The sequence below is a fragment of the Bradyrhizobium daqingense genome, assembly GCF_021044685.1.
Lineage (GTDB): Bacteria > Pseudomonadota > Alphaproteobacteria > Rhizobiales > Xanthobacteraceae > Bradyrhizobium > Bradyrhizobium daqingense.
This window is the reverse complement of the sequence record NZ_CP088014.1, coordinates 1,441,907-1,458,756: the sequence shown is the minus strand read 5'-3', so window position 1 is coordinate 1,458,756 and position 16,850 is coordinate 1,441,907. Positions and strand designations below refer to the sequence as shown.

Annotated in this window: 17 protein-coding genes; 8 read left to right on the top strand and 9 right to left on the bottom strand. The window is 65.5% G+C overall.

From position 1 onward, the window contains the following. The first annotated feature begins 9 nt into the window (after positions 1-9). The gene (locus LPJ38_RS06700; RefSeq protein WP_167520636.1) at positions 10-1,149 is read left to right on the top strand and encodes an FAD-dependent monooxygenase; all 1,140 of its coding nucleotides are present in this window, start codon (positions 10-12) and stop codon (positions 1,147-1,149) included. Continuing rightward, on the top strand, positions 1,146-2,759 hold the full coding sequence (locus tag LPJ38_RS06695; RefSeq protein ID WP_145639085.1) for a benzoate-CoA ligase family protein: 1,614 nt from the start codon (positions 1,146-1,148) through the stop codon (positions 2,757-2,759). Before LPJ38_RS06700 ends, LPJ38_RS06695 begins: the two co-directional genes overlap by 4 nt. A gap of 147 nt (positions 2,760-2,906) precedes the next feature. Here the strand turns inward: LPJ38_RS06695 and LPJ38_RS06690 are convergent, their stop codons facing one another. Then, on the bottom strand, positions 2,907-3,419 hold the full coding sequence (locus tag LPJ38_RS06690; protein WP_167520637.1) for a MarR family winged helix-turn-helix transcriptional regulator: 513 nt from the start codon (positions 3,417-3,419) through the stop codon (positions 2,907-2,909). Continuing rightward, entirely contained in the window at positions 3,409-4,041 is a 633-nt protein-coding gene (gene maiA / locus LPJ38_RS06685) for a maleylacetoacetate isomerase (RefSeq protein ID WP_145639088.1), read from the bottom strand. Before maiA ends, LPJ38_RS06690 begins: the two co-directional genes overlap by 11 nt. 189 nt (positions 4,042-4,230) lie before the next feature. Between maiA and gtdA the strand changes: the two genes are divergently transcribed. Beyond that, positions 4,231-5,271 (top strand): gentisate 1,2-dioxygenase, encoded by a 1,041-nt coding sequence (gene gtdA / locus LPJ38_RS06680; protein ID WP_145639090.1) that lies wholly within the window; start codon positions 4,231-4,233, stop codon positions 5,269-5,271. A gap of 115 nt (positions 5,272-5,386) precedes the next feature. Here the strand turns inward: gtdA and LPJ38_RS06675 are convergent, their stop codons facing one another. The 4 genes from LPJ38_RS06675 to LPJ38_RS06660 all read right to left on the bottom strand — a co-directional run bounded on the left by LPJ38_RS06675 (position 5,387) and on the right by LPJ38_RS06660 (position 9,514). Beyond that, a complete protein-coding gene (locus LPJ38_RS06675; protein WP_167520638.1) occupies positions 5,387-6,208 on the bottom strand; it encodes an ABC transporter permease in 822 nt (273 codons plus the stop codon). Further along, a complete protein-coding gene (locus LPJ38_RS06670; protein WP_145639094.1) occupies positions 6,201-6,974 on the bottom strand; it encodes an ABC transporter ATP-binding protein in 774 nt (257 codons plus the stop codon). Before LPJ38_RS06670 ends, LPJ38_RS06675 begins: the two co-directional genes overlap by 8 nt. Positions 6,975-7,111: 137 nt before the next feature. Then, positions 7,112-8,116, bottom strand: coding sequence for an ABC transporter substrate-binding protein (locus LPJ38_RS06665; RefSeq protein WP_145639096.1), 1,005 nt, complete (start codon positions 8,114-8,116; stop codon positions 7,112-7,114). 30 nt (positions 8,117-8,146) lie between these two features. After that, positions 8,147-9,514, bottom strand: coding sequence for an FAD-dependent oxidoreductase (locus tag LPJ38_RS06660; protein WP_145639098.1), 1,368 nt, complete (start codon positions 9,512-9,514; stop codon positions 8,147-8,149). A gap of 111 nt (positions 9,515-9,625) precedes the next feature. Between LPJ38_RS06660 and LPJ38_RS06655 the strand changes: the two genes are divergently transcribed. Beyond that, positions 9,626-10,510 carry a LysR family transcriptional regulator gene (locus LPJ38_RS06655; RefSeq protein ID WP_145639100.1) on the top strand — a complete coding sequence of 295 codons (885 nt, stop codon included), beginning with the start codon at positions 9,626-9,628 and terminating at the stop codon, positions 10,508-10,510. Positions 10,511-10,693: 183 nt separating this feature from the next. Continuing rightward, positions 10,694-10,951: a hypothetical protein gene (locus LPJ38_RS06650; RefSeq protein ID WP_167520639.1), complete on the top strand. Its 258-nt coding sequence runs from the start codon at positions 10,694-10,696 to the stop codon at positions 10,949-10,951. A 3-nt stretch (positions 10,952-10,954) separates the two neighbouring features. Here LPJ38_RS06650 and LPJ38_RS06645 read toward each other — a convergent pair whose 3' ends face one another. Next, positions 10,955-11,758: an enoyl-CoA hydratase-related protein gene (locus LPJ38_RS06645; protein ID WP_145639104.1), complete on the bottom strand. Its 804-nt coding sequence runs from the start codon at positions 11,756-11,758 to the stop codon at positions 10,955-10,957. 151 nt (positions 11,759-11,909) lie between these two features. On the opposite strand from LPJ38_RS06645, the gene LPJ38_RS06640 reads away from it, so the two are divergent. Beyond that, positions 11,910-12,884, top strand: coding sequence for a ketopantoate reductase family protein (locus tag LPJ38_RS06640; RefSeq protein ID WP_145639107.1), 975 nt, complete (start codon positions 11,910-11,912; stop codon positions 12,882-12,884). A gap of 3 nt (positions 12,885-12,887) precedes the next feature. Here the strand turns inward: LPJ38_RS06640 and LPJ38_RS06635 are convergent, their stop codons facing one another. Then, positions 12,888-13,565, bottom strand: coding sequence for an alpha/beta hydrolase family protein (locus LPJ38_RS06635; RefSeq protein ID WP_145639109.1), 678 nt, complete (start codon positions 13,563-13,565; stop codon positions 12,888-12,890). Positions 13,566-13,690: 125 nt separating this feature from the next. Here LPJ38_RS06635 and LPJ38_RS06630 point away from each other — a divergent pair, with 125 nt between their 5' ends. Next, a complete protein-coding gene (locus LPJ38_RS06630; protein ID WP_145639111.1) occupies positions 13,691-14,836 on the top strand; it encodes an acyl-CoA dehydrogenase family protein in 1,146 nt (381 codons plus the stop codon). Position 14,837: 1 nt separating this feature from the next. On the opposite strand, the gene LPJ38_RS06625 is transcribed toward LPJ38_RS06630, so the two are convergent. Continuing rightward, positions 14,838-15,818, bottom strand: a complete 981-nt coding sequence (locus tag LPJ38_RS06625; protein ID WP_145639114.1) for a helix-turn-helix domain-containing protein — start codon at positions 15,816-15,818, stop codon at positions 14,838-14,840. A gap of 137 nt (positions 15,819-15,955) precedes the next feature. Here LPJ38_RS06625 and LPJ38_RS06620 point away from each other — a divergent pair, with 137 nt between their 5' ends. After that, on the top strand, positions 15,956-16,681 hold the full coding sequence (locus LPJ38_RS06620; protein ID WP_145639116.1) for an alpha/beta hydrolase: 726 nt from the start codon (positions 15,956-15,958) through the stop codon (positions 16,679-16,681). Positions 16,682-16,850 lie beyond the last annotated feature (169 nt).

Sequence of the window (16,850 nt, the reverse complement as noted above, 5' to 3'; positions counted from 1 at the left end):
AGGCAGACGTTGCGGATCGCCGTGATTGGCGGGGGCCCCGGTGGGCTCTACTTCGCCTATCTCTGGAAGAAGCGTCACCCCGAGGATCAGGTCGACCTGTTCGAACAGAACCCGGCCGACGCGACCTGGGGCTTTGGCGTCGTGTTCTCGGACCAGGCCCTGGAATTTCTGCGCGCCGACGACCCCGAGACGGTCGATGCGATCGCGCCGCATATGGAGAGCTGGGAGAACATCACGCTGAACCTGCACGGCGACAGCGTCGCCATCGACGGGGTCGGCTTCTCCTCGATCGGACGGCTCGAGCTGCTCAGATTCCTGCAGCAACGCGCGCTCGACGTCGGCGTCACGCCGCGTTTCGACACCCAGATCCACGCGATCGACCAACTCAACGGCCACGACCTGATCGTCGCCGCCGACGGGCTGAACTCGCTGGTGCGGCGCGCCTATGAAGGCGATTTCGGCACCTCGCTGTCCTACTCCTCCAACAAGTTCGTCTGGTACGGCACCTCGAAGCGCTTCGACACGCTGTCGCAGACCTTCGTGAAGACGGACCGCGGCGCCTTCAACGCCCATCACTACCGCTACTCGCCGGCGATGAGCACTTTCCTGGTCGAATGCGACCACGCGACATGGCAGGCCTACGGCTTCGCCTACAAGGACGTCGAGCAGTCCAAGGGCGTCTGCGAGGAGGTCTTTGCGGACACGCTCGGCGGCCATTGCCTCGTCTCCAACAAATCGGTCTGGCGCAACTTCCCCTGGGTCTGGAACGAGCACTGGTCGTTCAAGAACATGGTGCTGCTCGGCGATGCCCTGCACTCGGCGCATTTCTCGATCGGCTCCGGCACGCGCCTTGCGATCGAGGACGCCATTGCGCTGGTGAAGGCGCTGGAATCCGACGCGCATCTGACGACCGCGTTGCATCGCTACCAGGCCGCGCGAAAACCGGTGGTGCAGAAACTCGTCAACGCCGCGCGCACCAGCGCCTTCTGGTACGAGCACTTCGCCCAGCACATGCAGCTCGACCTGATGGATTTCGCCTACAGCTACATCACCCGGTCCGGCCGCATCGACGATGCCCGGCTGCGCCACATGTCGCCGACCTTCATGGCACGTTACGAGGCCGCTAAGAACACCGGAGATGCGGCATGAGCAACGAGATACGCGACCAGGTGCCGGCGGACGGCGCGGGGGCACGCGAGATCGACTTTGCCGTTCCGCAAGTCTACAACGCCAGCCGCGTGCTGTTCGACAATCTGGGCAAGGGCCGCGGCGACAAGCGCGCGCTCATCGGTCCGGCGGGCACGCGGACCTATGCCGAGCTCTGCGCGGAAGCCTGCCGCTGGGGCAATGGTTTTGCCTCGCTCGGCCTGAAGCGCGGCGATCGCGTGCTGTTGTTCCTCGACGACACGCCGGACTATCCGGCGGCGTTCTTCGGCGCGGTGCGCGCCGGCTTCGTGCCGCTCCTGATCAACACGCTGACGCCACCGGACCTGTTGCAATTCTATCTCGCCGATTCCGGCGCTGCCGTTGCGGTGGCGGATGCCGAGTTCTGCGCGCGGTTCAATGCGGAGGCCTGCGAGGCGACCTGCCTGCGCACGCTGATCGTCGTCAATGGCGAGGCCGACGATCATGCCGGGCCTGAGGCATTCGCAGCGGCAGGCTGGCTTGCACAATTCCCAGCGGAGTTGGCGGAAGCCCCGACGCATCGCGACGAGATGGCGTTCTGGATGTACTCCTCCGGCTCTACCGGCCGGCCCAAGGGCATCGTACATCTCCAGCACGACATGGCCTATAGCGAGGCCGCCTTCGCGAAAAGCGTGTTGAAGCTGACGCCTGACGACATCTGCTTCTCGGTGCCCAAGATCTTCTTCGCCTATGGCTTCGGCAACTCCGTCACCTTCCCGTTCTCGGCAGGGGCCGCAACGCTGCTGCTTCCGGAACAGCCGAAGCCTGCATCGATCTTCGCGGCGATCGAGCAGTACAAGCCGACGGTCTTCTTCGGCCTGCCGACGCTCTACACCTCCCTGACCAAGGCCGAGGGCGCGGACAAGACGAATTTCTCGTCGCTGCGCATGGCGCTCTCCGCGGCCGAGGTGCTCTCGGCCGAGGTCTTCAACGGCTGGAAGACGCTCACCGGCCTTGAGATCGTCGAAGGCCTCGGCTCGACCGAGGTGCTGCACATCTATCTCTCCAATCGCCCCGAGCAGAAGAAGCTCGGCGCCGCAGGCCTGCGCGTACCCGGCTACGAGGTCGCGCTGCGCGACAAGGACGGACGCGACGTCGCCGACGGCGAGGAAGGCATTCTGTGGGTGCGCGGCGATTCCAACACGCCGCTGTACTGGAACCGGCCGGATAAATCCGCCGAAACGATCCGAGAGGGCGGTTGGATCTACACCGGCGATCGCTTCGTTCGCGATGCCGAGGGCTTCCACTTCTTCCGCGGCCGTGCCGACGATCTCATCAAGATCTCCGGCCAGTGGGTCTATCCGCTCGAGGTCGAGCTGTGCCTCGCCGATCACCCCGATATCCGCGAATGCGCCGTGTTCGCGGCCGAGCTGCCGGACCGGCGCATGACGCTGAAGGCGGTGGTGGTGATGAACAACCGCGCCGCCGACCAGAACGAGGCGACGCGGCGGCTCCAGGACTACGTCAAGGGCAAGCTGCTGCCCTACAAATATCCGCGCGAGGTGATCTTCATCGACGAGCTGCCGAAAACCGGCACGGGGAAGATCGATCGGCAGGCGCTGCTAAGGATGTGACCACCGCTGTCATCGCCCGGCTTGACCGGGCGATCCAGTATTCCAGAGGCAGTTGTGATTGAGCCGAGAGGCCGCGGCGTACTGGATTCCCCGCCTTCGCGGGCAATGACAGCGGAAATAAAGGCGGCTGCGTCGCCATATACTCCCTCACCCACCCTTCCCCAGATGCTCCAGCGCATCTTCGGCGCGCAGCGGCACGCGTGACGCTTCGTTGTTGAGGTCGACGAGTTGCACCAGGAGACCCAGCAGCGCCTTGCGGTCGGCGGGCTTGAGCGGCTCCAGCATGCGCGCCTGGGCGCGCTCGACGGCCGGGATGATCTCGCGCAGGATGGCGGCGCCGGATTTGGTCAGATGCAGCAGCTTGATGCGCTTGTCCTCGCGCGCCGGCCTGCGCTCGATATAGTCCTTGGCCTGGAGCCGCTCGATGACGCTGCCGAGCGTGGAGCGGTCGAAGGCGATCACCGCCGACAGCCGCGTCGCGTCGATGCCGGGATGGGTGTGGATCGCGATCAGCGCGGCATATTGCACCGGCGTGAGATCGAACGCCTTGCACTCCTCCATGAAGATCGAGACCGCGATCTGCTGCATGCGCCGGAACAGATAACCCGGCGCGGCATAGACCGCGTCCATCGTGATCGGAGGAGAAGGCTTACTCGGCATCGGGCTGCTTCTCCGGTGCCGCATCGGCAAAGGCCGGCAATGCCTTGGCGGCAGCTTCCGCCTGGAGCAGCCGCGGATAGGCCGAGACGTCGACTCCGAAACGGCGCGCATTGGCAAGCTGCGGCACCAAACAGAGATCGGCCAGCGTCGGCATGTCGCCGAAGCAGAATGGACCCGGCTCATTCCTGATCAGCGTCTCGCAGGCCGACAGCCCCTCGCGATTGACCCAGGCGGCCCAGTCCTGGACTTTCTCCTCGGGCAAGCCGAGCTCGCGCAGTCGCGCCAGCACCTTCAGATTCTGCACCGGATGGGTATCGCACGCGATCGCCAGCGCGAAGGCGCGTACCTTGGCGCGCCGTAGTGGTTCCTTCGGCAGCAGCGGCGGATTGGGATGAGTTTCGTCGAGCCATTCGATGATGGCGACCGATTGGGTCAGCACTGCACCCGCATCATTCTCGAGCGTCGGCACCAGGCCTTGCGGATTGATGGCGAGATAGGCGGGCGCGCATTGCTCGCCCTTGCGCAGATGATGCGGCAGATGCTCGGCCCCGAGGCCCTTGAGATTCAGCGCGATCCGCACGCGATACGCGGCGCTGGAGCGGAAATAGCCGTGGAGCTTCATCGGAACCCTCCCATTCTCTTTGACTGTCATTCCGGGGCGCGCGAAGCGCGAACCCGGAATCTCGAGATTCCGGGTTCGATGCTCCGCATCGCTCCGGAATGACGACGCATTATTAGTCCCATTCCTTACATTGACGCTACCCAGATCGTCAGTATACTGTCAATCAACAAACGATCGGGAGCCGCCACCATGGAAGCCGTGACCAAGACGCCGGAACGCGAAGCGTTCTACAGGAAGATCGACGGCGAGAATCTCACTGCGCTATGGACGGTGATGAGCGATCTGATCACGCCGGAGCCGAAAAGCGCCTGCCGTCCGCATTTGTGGAAGTTCGACGTCATCCGCGACTACATGACGGAAGCCGGCAAGCTGATCACCGCCAAGGAAGCCGAGCGGCGCGTGCTGGTGCTGGAGAACCCGGGCCTGCGCGGCCAGTCCAAGATCACGACCTCGCTCTATGCCGGCGTGCAGATGGTGGTGCCCGGCGACGTCGCGCCCGCGCACCGGCACAGCCAGTCTGCGCTGCGCTTCGTGCTCGAAGGCAAGGGCGCCCACACCGCGGTGGACGGCGAACGCACCGCGATGGAGCCCGGCGACTTCATCATCACGCCGTCGATGACCTGGCACGATCATTCCAACGAGACCAGCGAGCCGATGTTCTGGCTCGACGGTCTCGACATCCCCCTGGTGCAGTTCTTCGACTGCTCCTTCGCGGAAGGCGCGAAGGAAGACCAGCAGAAGATCACCAGGCCCGCCGGCGACAGCTTTGCGCGCTACGGCCACAACCTCCTGCCGGTCGACGTCAAGCGCAACTCGAAGACCTCGCCGATCTTCAGCTATCCCTACGCCTACACCCGCGAAGCCCTGGAGAAGGCGCGCGCGAGCCAGGAGTGGGACGCCTGCCACGGCCTGAAGCTCAAGTTCAGCAATCCAGAGACCGGCGATTTCGCCATGCCGACCATCGGCACCTTCATCCAGTTGCTGCCGAAGGGGTTCAAGACCGCACGCTATCGCGCGACCGATGCGACCGTGTTCTGCCCGATCGAGGGCAAGGGACGCAGCCGCATCGGCGATGCCGTCTTCGAATGGGGCCCGCGCGATCTCTTCGTCGTGCCGAGCTGGCACTGGGTGACGCACGAAGCGGACGACGACGCGGTGCTGTTCAGCTTCTCGGATCGGCCGGTCCAGCAGAAGGTGGATCTGTTCCGCGAGGATCGCGGGAACGCGTGAGGCTCTGCTCTATCCTTCGTCATGGCCGGGCTTGACCCGGCCATCCACGCACCACCGCGCCTGAGAAAGATGTGGATGCCCGGGTCAAGCCCGGGCATGACGACCTGAATTGTTGCTACCGCCAGTGCAACAGCCGCATCTCCAGCCAGCCGATCACCTTGCCGACTGCCAGCCCGAACGCCGAGAGGATCACCACGCCCGCGAGCAGCTGGTCGGTCTGCATCAGATTGCCGGCCTGCAGCACGAAGGCGCCGATGCCGTATTGTGCGCCGATCATCTCGGCGCTGACGACGAGCAGGAGCGCGACCGAGGCCGTGATGCGGAAGCCGGCGAGGATGGCGGGCAGCGCGCCCGGCCAGATCACCTTGCGTACGATGGTGGCGAAGGGAACGTTGAAGCTTTGCGCCATGCGGATGAGGTTGCGCGGCACCGCGTCGACGCCGCTATAGACCGAGATCGCGGTCGAGAAGAACACCCCGAGCGCGATGGTCGCGATCTTCGGCTCTTCGCCGATGCCGAGCCAGAGGATCAGGAGCGGCAGCAGCGCGATCTTCGGGATCGGGAACAACGCCGAGATGAAGGTGATGCCGACGCTGCGCGCGAGCCTGGACAGGCCGATGGCAAAGCCGACGGCAACGCCGGCCGCGGTGCCGAGCAGCCAGCCGACGCCGATGCGCAGCAGCGAGGCCGACAGATGCTGCCAGAGCGCGCCCGAGATCGCGAGCTGGTAGATCGCGCGTGCGATCGCCGAGGGCGCGGGCAGGAACAACGGGTTGGCAAGGCCGGCGCTGCCGGCGGCCTGCCAGAGCACGATGACGAGGGCGAGCGCGATCCAGCCGCCGAAGCGGCTCGACGCAGGCACGAAGCCGGCACCGCGGAAGCGGACGCGGCGGGTCGCCTGATCCTTCGACGTCGCGTTCGCCGCGCGATCAAGCATGCTGAACCTCGCGCTCGGCATCGATGGCTTCGTTGCGGATCAGCGACCAGATCTGGTTCTGCAGTGCCAGCAGCTTCTCGCGCGCTACAGCTTCGCCGCGCTCGGCGCGCGTCATCGGCACGGTCACGACCTCGCGGATGCGGCCCGGCCGCCGCGACAGCACCACGATGCGGTCAGCGAGCCGCGCCGCCTCTTCGAGATTGTGGGTGACATAGACCGCGCCCATGCCGCCGTCGGCGAGCAGGCGGACGAAATCCTCCATCAACAATTCGCGTGTCTGCGAATCCAGCGCGGACAGCGGCTCGTCCATCAAGAGGATCGCAGGCTTTACCGCCAGCGCGCGCGAAATGCCGACGCGCTGGCGCATGCCGCCGGAAAGTTGCTTTGGATAGGCTTGGCGGAAATCGGTCAGGCCGGTGCGGCGCAGGGCATCGTCGACCAGCGCGCGCCGCTGCGTGGCCGTGAGCTGGGTGTGTAGCAGCGGGAATTCGACGTTCTCCTCCACCGTCGCCCAGGGCAGCAGCGCAAAATCCTGGAATACGAAGGTGAGCGGATTGAGACTGTCCGCAGGCGGCTCACCGCGCAGCTCGGGCGCGCCGGAGCTCGGTTGCAAGAGGCCGCCCAGGATCGACAGCAGCGTGCTCTTGCCGCAGCCGGAAGGGCCGACGATGGCGACCACCTCGCCGGCACTGACCGTGAAGGAGACGCCGTCGAGCACGGCGAGATCGCCGAAGCGGTGGGAGATGTGGTTGGCGATCAGGTCCATGTCACGGCCTCAGCGTCGTCCCGTTCATCCTTCGAAGCTCCCATCGCGATGCATGCGCATCGCAATGCTCGCACCTCCAGCGACAACGGCTTCGCCGTTGCGCGGGGATGACGGGTCTGGGACGGTGCGCGCAGCATTCAATCCGCCTTCACATAGTCCTTCGCGATGATCGCGTTCACATCAAATCCCTTGTCGACGAAGCCCTGCTCCTGGAGCCATTTGATCTGGTTGTCGACGTTCTTGACGTCGAGCTTGCCGTCGGGATCGATATAGGCGCAATTGCCGACCACCTGCTCGACCGGCAAATTGGTGTACTTCGCAATGATGTCCAGCAGCGGTTTTGTCCGCTCGTTGATGGGGGCGACACCGTCCTTCATCGCGGCGAGGATGACGTCGTGATATTCGCGATCGGCCTTCGCGAGCGCGCCGAGCAGCTTCGTCACCAGGGCCTTGTTGGTCAGCGTCTTCGGCGAGGCGAACACCGCGCCCAATTGCCAGGGCGTCTCGTCGCCGACCCAGCCCAAAAACTTCGCGCCGCCCTCGTCCATCAGTTTTCGCGCGGTGGAGATCGGCAGCAGCGCGGCGTCGACGGTCTCGCCCTTGAGCGCGGCCGCCGCATTCGACAGCGATTGCAGCGGCACGATCTTCACCTCGGAGAGCTTGAAGCCGTATTTGTCGGCGAGGAGGCCGAGCGAATAGTGAAAGCTCGATCCGACCTGCGTCATTGCCACGCGCTTGCCCGCGAGATCCTTCGGCGTCTTGAGGCCGGCCGAATTGGCGTTGTTGCTGGCGAAATAGCCGATCAGGGGATAGCCCGCCTTCTCGCGGCTCATGCCCCCGATCACCTTCAGCGTGCCCTTGCCGGCGAGATTGTAGAGACCGGCGGTGAAGGCGGTGATGCCGAAATCGACGTCTCCCGAGGTGGTGGCGACGGCGATCGGCTGCGCCGCATCGAAGAATTTCAGCTCGACCTCCAAACCGGCCTCACGGAAATAGCCCTTGTCCTGCGCGATGAAGACGGGTGCGGAGGATGACAGGCGAAGCACGCCGATCTTGGCCTTGAGCGCGTCTTCGGCCGTAGCCGTGCCCATCGCCATGATCGCCAAAAGGCCGGCTGCCGCGAGCCGCGCAATCCCGATCATCCCGTTTCCTCCCGTTCTCTCAGCAGTCCGTTACAGGCCCTCGGGGACGGGCTGATCCCGCCCGATGAAGGCGCCCTGTTGTTTCAACGTTTCCTGCAATTTTTCAACGGGGATGTCACGCGGGATCCGGTTTCCCGACAGAGCCAGCGCGGCGGCGGAACCGGCGGCCTCGCCCATCACGAAACAGGCACCGGAGACCCGGGCTGCCGACTGACCCTCATGGGTCATCGAGGCACAGCGGCCGGCAACCAGGAGATTGTCGACGCCGTCGGGCACCAGCATCCGGTAAGGCAGCTCGTTGTAGCCGCGCGATTGCGGGATAGGCGGGAAGGTGAACACGACGTCGCCGGGCACATGCGCCTCGATCGGCCAGCCATTGACGCCGATGGAATCCTCGAACGAGGCGCAGCCGAGCACGTCCTCGCCGCTGAGCTGATAGCCGCCCTTGATGCGACGGGTTTCGCGGATGCCGAGCTGCGGCGGCAGATCGACGATGTAGGACTTTTCGAAGCCCGGGACAGTGCTGCGCAAGAATTCGTAGGCAGCAAGCGCCTGCTTGCGGCCCTCGATCTCGCCGCGGGTGAGATCGTCGGGCTCGACGCCGTTGATGGCGTGGCCGTCCTCGCGCGCCACTTGCGTGAAGTTCACCCGCCATTCAATGCCGGATTTTTGAGGCCGCACGATCGCGCTCTTGCGCGGAAATCTATGCGTTCCGGCGGCGAGCGCCTTCTCCATTAATTGCGGAATGGTGCGCCAGGCCTCGCCCGCCTTGGCAGGATCGATGCCGTTGAGACGCAGCATCATCGAGGGATAGAGCGGATGGCCGTGCTCGTCGCCGATCTCGAACGGCGCGCCGGCCCAGACCGCGAGGTCGCCATCGCCCGAGCAGTCGATGAAGATCTCGGCTCGCACCGCTCGCCTGCCGGCTTTGGTCTCGACCATCAGCGCGTCGATGCGCCTGCTGTCACCCATGACCACGCCGGCGCCGAGCGCGTGGAAGAGGATGTTCACCCTGTGGCTTGCGAGCAGCTCATCGGCCGCGATCTTGTACGCCGCGGTGTCGTAGGCCTGCGCATAGACCTTGCCGAGGATCAGATGCGGCGTGTTGAGGCCGTTCAGGTGATCGATCCGGGCCAGCAGCTCCGACGCCATGCCCTGCACCAGGCGCCGGTGCTCGCCATGGACATTGCCGTGGAGGCCGCAGAAGTTGGTGACGCCAGCCGCGGTGCCCATGCCGCCGAGGAAGCCGTAGCGTTCGATCAGAAGCGTCTTCCGCCCGGCGCGCGCGGCGGAGGTGGCAGCGACAATGCCGGCGGGTCCGCCGCCGAGCACGACGACTTCATATTCGCCATAGAGCGGCACCTGACGTGCCGGTTCTTCGATCATTGTGGCCCGCATGACGCGTCCGCTCCCGAAATCTCTTGCTTGGGGCCGACTATGAATTAACGCGCACGGCGCTACAATCCATCAAAATACATGATCAGCTTTCACAAATCGAGAAAGGCGGACATGGACATCCTTGTGAACCTGCAGGCTTTCCTCGCCACCGCGGATGCCGCCGGTTTCTCCGCCGCTGCGCGAAAGCTCGATGTCTCGACCTCGGTGGTCGCCAAGCGCGTCACGCAGCTGGAGGCGCGGATCGGCACGCCGCTGTTTCACCGCTCGACCCGGCAATTGCGGCTCACCGAGGCCGGGCAGCGCTACGTCCATCGCGCGCGCGGTGTCGTGGCCGACGCGACCGACCTGCTCTCGCGCATGGGCGAGAAGGGCCACGATCTCGTCGATCATCTGCGCATCAAGGCGCCGACCTCGCTGACCGTGGCGCGACTCGCCGACGCCTTCAGCGCGTTCCAGACTCAGAATCCGCGGCTGAAGCTCGAGATCGTGCTGATCGACCGCCCGGTCGATCCCGTTGCCGAAGGCTTCGATATCGCCATCGGCGCCTTCCCGCATTCGTTCGGCGGCGTGATCGACGAGCCGCTGTGTCCGCTGAAGCGATTGCTCTGCGCCTCGCCTGCCTATTTGAAGAAGCACGGCACGCCAAAACATCCGCGCGACCTCGTCGAGCATCGCTGCCTCAGCTTCATGCCGACGGGACCGGAATGGATCTTCGACGGGCCGCGCGGCCGCATCAGCATCCAGGTCAGCCCGCTGCTCTCCTCCAACGAGGGCCACGTGCTGGCGCGCAGCGCCATCGCCGGCAACGGCATCGCGCTGATCTCGCATTATCTCGTGGCCGGCGCGTTGCGTGACGGCGAGTTGAGGCCAGTGCTGCGCGACTTTCCGATTCCGGAATTGTGGGTCAAGGCCGCGATCCCCGAACGGCGGCGCAATGCGGCGGCGGTGCAGGCGCTGCTGACGCTGCTGAAGACGTCGCTGGCGCAGTCGCTGTAGGTCGTGCCAAGATGGCTGTAGCCCGCATGAGCGAAGCGACATGCGGGACTCTTCGCGGCATTCCCGGATGTCGCTTCGCTCATCCGGGCTACGCGGTGTGCGCCGCGTCGCACACCTGTCACAACATCGCAGTTGCTCTCGCGTGACAGACCTGAAAGAAGGGCCGCTATGGATTCGACACCCATGAAATACGCATTCGCCGCCCTGACCGCTCTCGCGATCTCAACCACCACCGCCTCGGCCGTGGAGCAGAACTGCCGCTTCATCCAGGCCAAGCCCGATCGCGAGGCCTGCTACAAGCGGCAGGAGGAAGAGCTCGCGGCAAGGCGCAAGCCGGCTCCAGCCACCGCCGAGAGCAACACGCTCGAAACGCTGCGTCAGATGCGACAGGACGACGACGCAGTCTATCGCAGCATCAACAACATCTGCCGCGGCTGCTGACGCCTAAGCCTTGCCTCCACCCCAGTTTGCCGCGCGCTTCTCCGCGAACGAGGCCAGTCCCTCCGCAGCTTCGGCGCTCTGGCGCTTAAGCGAGTGCAGGTGCACGAGCCGCGTATACGCCGCATCCTCCACGGCCATGCCGCCGAACGAGCTCTCCAGCGCGAGACGCTTGGTCTCGGCCATGGCCTCTGGACCGTTGGCAAGCAGCTGCTCGACCACCTTGCTGCCGGCGGCCTCCAGTTCGGCGAGCGGCACGACCTCGTGGACCAGGCCGATGCGGCGGGCATCCTCGGCGCCGAAGCGCTCGCCGGTCAGCGCATAGCGGCGGACTTGCCGGATGCCAATTGCGTCGCAGAGCTGCGGGATGATGATGGCGGCGGTCAGGCCCCAGCGTACCTCGGTGATCGAGAACAGGGCATTGTCGGCGGCAATCACGACGTCGCAGGCCGCGATCACGCCGGTGCCGCCGCCGAAACAGCCGCCCTGCACCAGTGCGACAGTCGGGATCGGCAGCGTGTTGAGCCGCTGCACGGCCTCAAAGGTCGCGCGCGAGGCCGCTTCGTTCGCCTCAGCCGATTGCGGGCGTACGCCGTTGATCCATTTGAGGTCGGCGCCGGCCTGGAAATGCTTGCCGTTGCCCCTGAGCACGACGACGCGCAGGTTCGGCTTCTTCCCGAGGTCGTCCATGGCGGCGAGCACGCCCGCGATCAAGTCGCCGTCATAGGCGTTGTTGACCTCGGGCCGGTTCAGGGTGACGGTCGCAACGCCGCGCTCATCGAGGGTCCACAGGACGGGGTTGGCGGGCATCGGCGATCCTCCGGTCAGTTGTTTGCCGCGCACTATGGCCGAGGCCGCACGTCCCGATCCATATCTTTCCAGCGTGGGGCGGCCGCGTCCATCGCATGGCGGCTTGTGTCATGCTCCGCCCGGGCGGCGAGGGATCAGGACGGGACATTACATGCGCATCTGCATTTTCGGCGCGGGCGCCGTCGGCAGCCACATTGCGGTACGGCTGGCGCGCGCCGGCCACGAGGTCTCTTGCGTGATGCGCGGCGCGCACCTGGAGGCGGCGCGGGCGGGCGGTCTCAAGCTGCGGGTCGGCGATTCCGAAGTCAGCGCCAAGGTGAACGCGTCGGGCGACCCGGCCCAACTCGGCCCGCAAGACGTCGTGATCTCGACGCTGAAGGCCACCGCGCTGACTGGCCTTGTCTCCAGCATCAAGCCGCTGCTGCAGGACGACACCGCGATCGTGTTCGCGCAGAACGGCATTCCCTGGTGGTATGGGATCGGCCTGCCGCCGCGGCACCCGACACCGCCGGACATTTCCTTCCTCGATCCCGGCGGACGGCTGCGCGCCTGCATCCCGAAGGAGCGGATCATCGGCGGCGTCGTGTTCTCCTCCAACGAGGTGATCGCGCCCGGCGTGGTGCAGAACCTGACGCCGGACCGCAACCGGCTCCTGATCGGCGAATGCGACGACCGCAATTGCGATCGCATCACGAAACTCCGCGGTGCCTTCAACGACGCGCGCCTGGAATCGCCGCCGGTCGCCGAGATCCGCGAGGCGATCTGGTCAAAGCTGCTGACCAACATGTCGCTGTCGGTGCTGTGCCTGCTCACCGGCCAGACCGCGCGCGGCGTTCGCGACGACCCTGCTTTCACCGACGTCATCCCGCGCATGCTGAACGAGGCCAACGACATTGCCCAGCACTTCATTCCCGAGGTCAAGCGTGTGACGCGGAGCGGCCCCGCGCCCAACCACAAGCCGTCGCTGCTGCAGGATTACGAGCTCGGCCGCGCCATGGAGATCGACGTGCTGGTGAGGGCGCCCGCCGCCTTCGCGCGCACCGCGGGCCTGTCGACGCCGACGCTTGACCTGATCGCCGCGCTGGCGATCCAGAAAGCGCGCGACAAGGGGCTCTATTCGGCGTGACGTTCAGTCGAGCGCGTCGATCCACGCGGCGAGCGTGTCGAGCACTTCCGTGAGCGCCTCGTCATTCGTTCGACCGGACTTTTTCAGCACCGCGAAAGAGTGGTCGCCGCCTTCGACCTCATGCAGCGTCGCCTTCGTCCGCAGCCCTGCAATAACGGGCCTGAGATGGCCAGGATCGGCGAGCCCGTCGCGCGTGCCTTGCAGGAACAGCATGGGGATGGCGATGCCGGCGAGATGCTCGGCCCGCTCGGACGACGGCTTCTTGTCGGCATGCAGGGGAAAGCCGAGGAAGGCGAGCCCTTTGACACCGGGCAGCGGAGACTTCGACTGCGCCTGCGAGGTCATGCGGCCGCCGAACGATTTGCCGCCGGCGACGAGCTTCAAGCCCGGACACAGCCGCGCCGCCTCCGCGACCGCCGCGCGGATAGCGGCGTGCGCGACCGCCGGCTGGTCGGGACGCCCCTTCTTCTCCTCCATGTAGGGGAAATTGAAGCGGAACGTCGCGATGCCGCGGCTCGCGAGACCTTCCGCAACTTTCTCCATGAAGGCATGGCGCATATCCGCGCCGGCGCCGTGCGCCAGCACGTAGCAGCCGCGCGCGTTGGCCGGCTGCGTCAGGATCGCGGAGACCGTGCCGATGCGCTCGATGTCGAGCTTGAGCTCTTGAGTTTTGGCAGTCAAAATTAGGCACCCGACAGACGCATTTCTGGCCGCCTTGGTAGCGTCACCGGCGCAGCCTGAAAACACAATAATTGCAGCAGTCGACTGGCCTACCAAGCCGGAACTCCGCACCAACCGAGGTAACCATGTCTTACCGCTCCTCCTGGATGACCGAAGAGCTGGACACGTTCCGCGACCAGTTCCGGAAATATCTCGCCAAGGACCTGGCGCCGCATGCCGAGAAATGGCGCGAGCAGAAGATGGTCGACCGCTTCGCCTGGCGCGGGCTCGGCGAGATGGGCGCTCTGCTGGCGAGCGTGCCGGAGGAATATGGCGGTCTGGGCGCGACCTTCGCCTATGACGCCGCCGTGCTGGACGATCTCGAAAGCACCGTGCCGGAGCTGACCACCGGCGTCTCCGTGCACAGCGCCATCGTCGCGCACTACATCCTCAACTACGGCTCGGAGGAGCAGAAGAAGCGCTGGCTGCCGAAGATGGCCTCGGGCGAGATGGTCGGCGCCATCGCCATGACCGAGCCCGGCACCGGCTCGGATCTCCAGGCCGTGAAGACCACGGCGAAGAAGCAGGGCAATTCCTACGTCATCAACGGCCAGAAGACGTTCATCACCAACGGCCAGGCCGCCGACCTCGTCATCGTGGTCGCGCGCACCGGCGAGCAAGGCGCCAAGGGCATCTCGCTGGTCGTGGTCGAGACCGCGGGCGCGGATGGCTACAAGCGCGGGCGCAACCTCGACAAGATCGGGCTGCACGCCTCCGACACGTCGGAGCTGTTCTTCGACAACGTGACGGTCCCGCCGGACAACCTGCTCGGCAAGGAGGAAGGCCAGGGTTTCGTCCAGCTGATGCAGCAATTGCCGCAGGAGCGCCTCGCCCTCGCGGTCGGCGCCGTCGCCTCGATGGAGCGCGCGGTCAAGCTCACCACCGAGTACACCAAGGAGCGGAAAGCGTTCGGCAAGCCGCTGATGGATTTCCAAAACACCGCCTTCACGCTCGCCGAGCGCAAGACCGAGGCGATGATCGCGCGCGTCTTCGTCGACTGGTGCATCGAACGCCTGGTCGCCGGGGATCTCGACACCGTCACGGCGTCGATGGCGAAATATTGGTGTTCGGAGAAGCAGGTCGAGACCGCCGACGAATGCCTCCAGCTGTTCGGCGGCTACGGCTACATGCAGGAATATCCGATCTCGCGCATCTTCATCGATTCCCGCATCCAGAAGATCTATGGCGGCACCAATGAGATCATGAAGCTGCTGATCGCGAGGTCGCTGTAGATCATCGTGAGCGCCAGTCGCGCGGGCGGCAGCCGAAGCGCTGCTTGAAGCGCCGCGTGAAGTGGGAGAGGTCCGAGAAGCCCCAGTCGAATGCGATGGCGCCGATCGCACGATTCGCCATCGCGGGATCGCCGAGATCCCTGGCCGCACCATCGAGCCGATGGTCGATGACGAAGTCGGTGAAGCTGGAGCCCGATCGCGCCAGGAGCTTGTGCACGTAGCGCTCGCTGATGCCGACGGCATCGGCAACGTCGGCGACCGCAAGGCCGGGCTCGCGGAGCCGGCGGTGAATGGCGCGCTTCACCGCCAGCGCCGTGGCATCGGCGAGACTTTCCATCTCCGCAGCGCCCGTGCGGCCGCGTCGCGACAGGCTCACCGCGACCAGTTCGATCAACGCCCGGAACAGCCGCATGCCCTCATCCTCGGTCATGCGCAGCGCGCCGTCGCTGAGCGTTCGTGCGGTCTCGACGATGAGATGGCCGACGAAGGGATCGTCGGAGACGCGGGCCGCCCCGACGTCGAACGAGGCGGGCAGCCGGTCCCGCAAGGCCTCCGCCGGTACCCAGAACGAGGCGACGCGCAATTGCCGACCGCGGTCGTGCAGAAGCGCAAACTGCCGGTCGCTGTCGAAGATTGCGACCTGTCCGGGCGACAGGCTGATCTCGCCATCCCCCTGTTGTATGCGGCAGCGGCCGGCCAGCTTCAGATTGAGGTAGAAGCAACTGCGATCGGACGCCGCGATATCGGAAGCGGAGCGGCGCACGACGTGCTCGGGAAAGCTGACGCGGTTGATCGCGGCATCGCCGAGACGGACGTGCTCGACACTGGCCGGAAAGCCGCTTGCTGCCGCCGGCTCCGGCGTCAGATTCATGAAGGCCTGGCAGATCGCCTCGCGATAATAGGCGAACTGCTCCGCCGGCCGGACGCCCACCGTATTCCAGGCTGATTGCCGCGGCGGAACGGCGCGGTCGATCTGCTGCATCGGTTCACTCCGAGACCAATCCGGTTCACTCACAGCCAAGCAACGAATTCGTGACCGGTCCAGATTTGCCACGCGGCCATATACCCCGCCAAGGCATCATGCGCCGATCTAACCACACCCTCGGGAGGAGCCACAACATGTCGACCTACGTTCTCGTCCACGGCGCCTGGCACACCGGCGCCGAGTTCGAGCCTGTCGCCGCACCGATCCGCGCGGCGGGCCATCAGGTCCATACCCCCACCATCAGGGGCAACCGTCCGGGCGATGCCAAGACGACCGGCTTGAAGGAGGCGATCCAGTCGATCGCCGACTACCTTGCCGAGAACAATCTGAAGGACGTCATCCTGCTCGGCCATTCCTACGGCGGCATGGTCATCACCGGCGTTGCCGACCTCGCGCCGGAGCGCATCCGCCGCCTGGTCTATTGGAATGCGTTCGTGCCCAACAACGGTGAAAGCCTCAACGACATGGTGCCGCCGCACTATGTCGGGCTGTTCGACGCCATCGCAGCCGAGCGCGGCGACGGCTCGGTGGTGCTGCCCTTCCCGATCTGGCGCGAGGCCTTCATCAACGATGCCGACCTTGAGACGGCGCAGAAAGCCTACGACGTCCTCAATCCGCATCCGCTGGCAACCTTCACCGACAAGATCACCCTCAAGACCAATCCGGCAGAGATGCAGCTGGCCAAATCCTACATCAACTGCACCGAAGACACCGCGCTGCCGCACAGCCATGGCTGGCATCCGCGCCTGTCGGAGAAGCTCGGCCTGTTTCGCCTGGTGCAGGTGGCGGGAAGCCACGAGCTGTGCTTCTCCGATCCGGCGCGGCTCGCCGGCGCGATCATGGCGGCGGGACGCGACTGACCGATCTACGCGATTCATCCCATGGAGCGAGATCCATCCCTTCCAGCGCGGTGATGTGAAGCAGCAAGTCGTTGCCACCGCGCAGTCCCGGATCGAGATTGACGACTCAGGGCCGTGCTCGGCCCTGAGGGACAAGCTCTCGCCGGGATACGGCGCATAGTGAGGGAGC

Excerpts from the sequence above, each read along its gene's own strand:
- LPJ38_RS06690 (WP_167520637.1), bottom strand. The coding sequence starts at position 3,419 with ATGCCGAGTAAGCCTTCTCCTCCGATCACGATGGACGCGGTCTATGCC.
- LPJ38_RS06645 (WP_145639104.1), bottom strand. The coding sequence starts at position 11,758 with ATGCCCGCCAACCCCGTCCTGTGGACCCTCGATGAGCGCGGCGTTGCG.
- LPJ38_RS06630 (WP_145639111.1), top strand. The coding sequence starts at position 13,691 with ATGTCTTACCGCTCCTCCTGGATGACCGAAGAGCTGGACACGTTCCGC.
- LPJ38_RS06620 (WP_145639116.1), top strand. The coding sequence starts at position 15,956 with ATGTCGACCTACGTTCTCGTCCACGGCGCCTGGCACACCGGCGCCGAG.
- LPJ38_RS06650 (WP_167520639.1), top strand. The coding sequence starts at position 10,694 with ATGAAATACGCATTCGCCGCCCTGACCGCTCTCGCGATCTCAACCACC.
- LPJ38_RS06695 (WP_145639085.1), top strand. The coding sequence starts at position 1,146 with ATGAGCAACGAGATACGCGACCAGGTGCCGGCGGACGGCGCGGGGGCA.
- LPJ38_RS06660 (WP_145639098.1), bottom strand. The coding sequence starts at position 9,514 with ATGCGGGCCACAATGATCGAAGAACCGGCACGTCAGGTGCCGCTCTAT.
- gtdA (WP_145639090.1), top strand. The coding sequence starts at position 4,231 with ATGGAAGCCGTGACCAAGACGCCGGAACGCGAAGCGTTCTACAGGAAG.
- LPJ38_RS06675 (WP_167520638.1), bottom strand. The coding sequence starts at position 6,208 with ATGCTTGATCGCGCGGCGAACGCGACGTCGAAGGATCAGGCGACCCGC.
- LPJ38_RS06665 (WP_145639096.1), bottom strand. The coding sequence starts at position 8,116 with ATGATCGGGATTGCGCGGCTCGCGGCAGCCGGCCTTTTGGCGATCATG.
- LPJ38_RS06655 (WP_145639100.1), top strand. The coding sequence starts at position 9,626 with ATGGACATCCTTGTGAACCTGCAGGCTTTCCTCGCCACCGCGGATGCC.
- LPJ38_RS06670 (WP_145639094.1), bottom strand. The coding sequence starts at position 6,974 with ATGGACCTGATCGCCAACCACATCTCCCACCGCTTCGGCGATCTCGCC.
- LPJ38_RS06640 (WP_145639107.1), top strand. The coding sequence starts at position 11,910 with ATGCGCATCTGCATTTTCGGCGCGGGCGCCGTCGGCAGCCACATTGCG.
- maiA (WP_145639088.1), bottom strand. The coding sequence starts at position 4,041 with ATGAAGCTCCACGGCTATTTCCGCTCCAGCGCCGCGTATCGCGTGCGG.
- LPJ38_RS06625 (WP_145639114.1), bottom strand. The coding sequence starts at position 15,818 with ATGCAGCAGATCGACCGCGCCGTTCCGCCGCGGCAATCAGCCTGGAAT.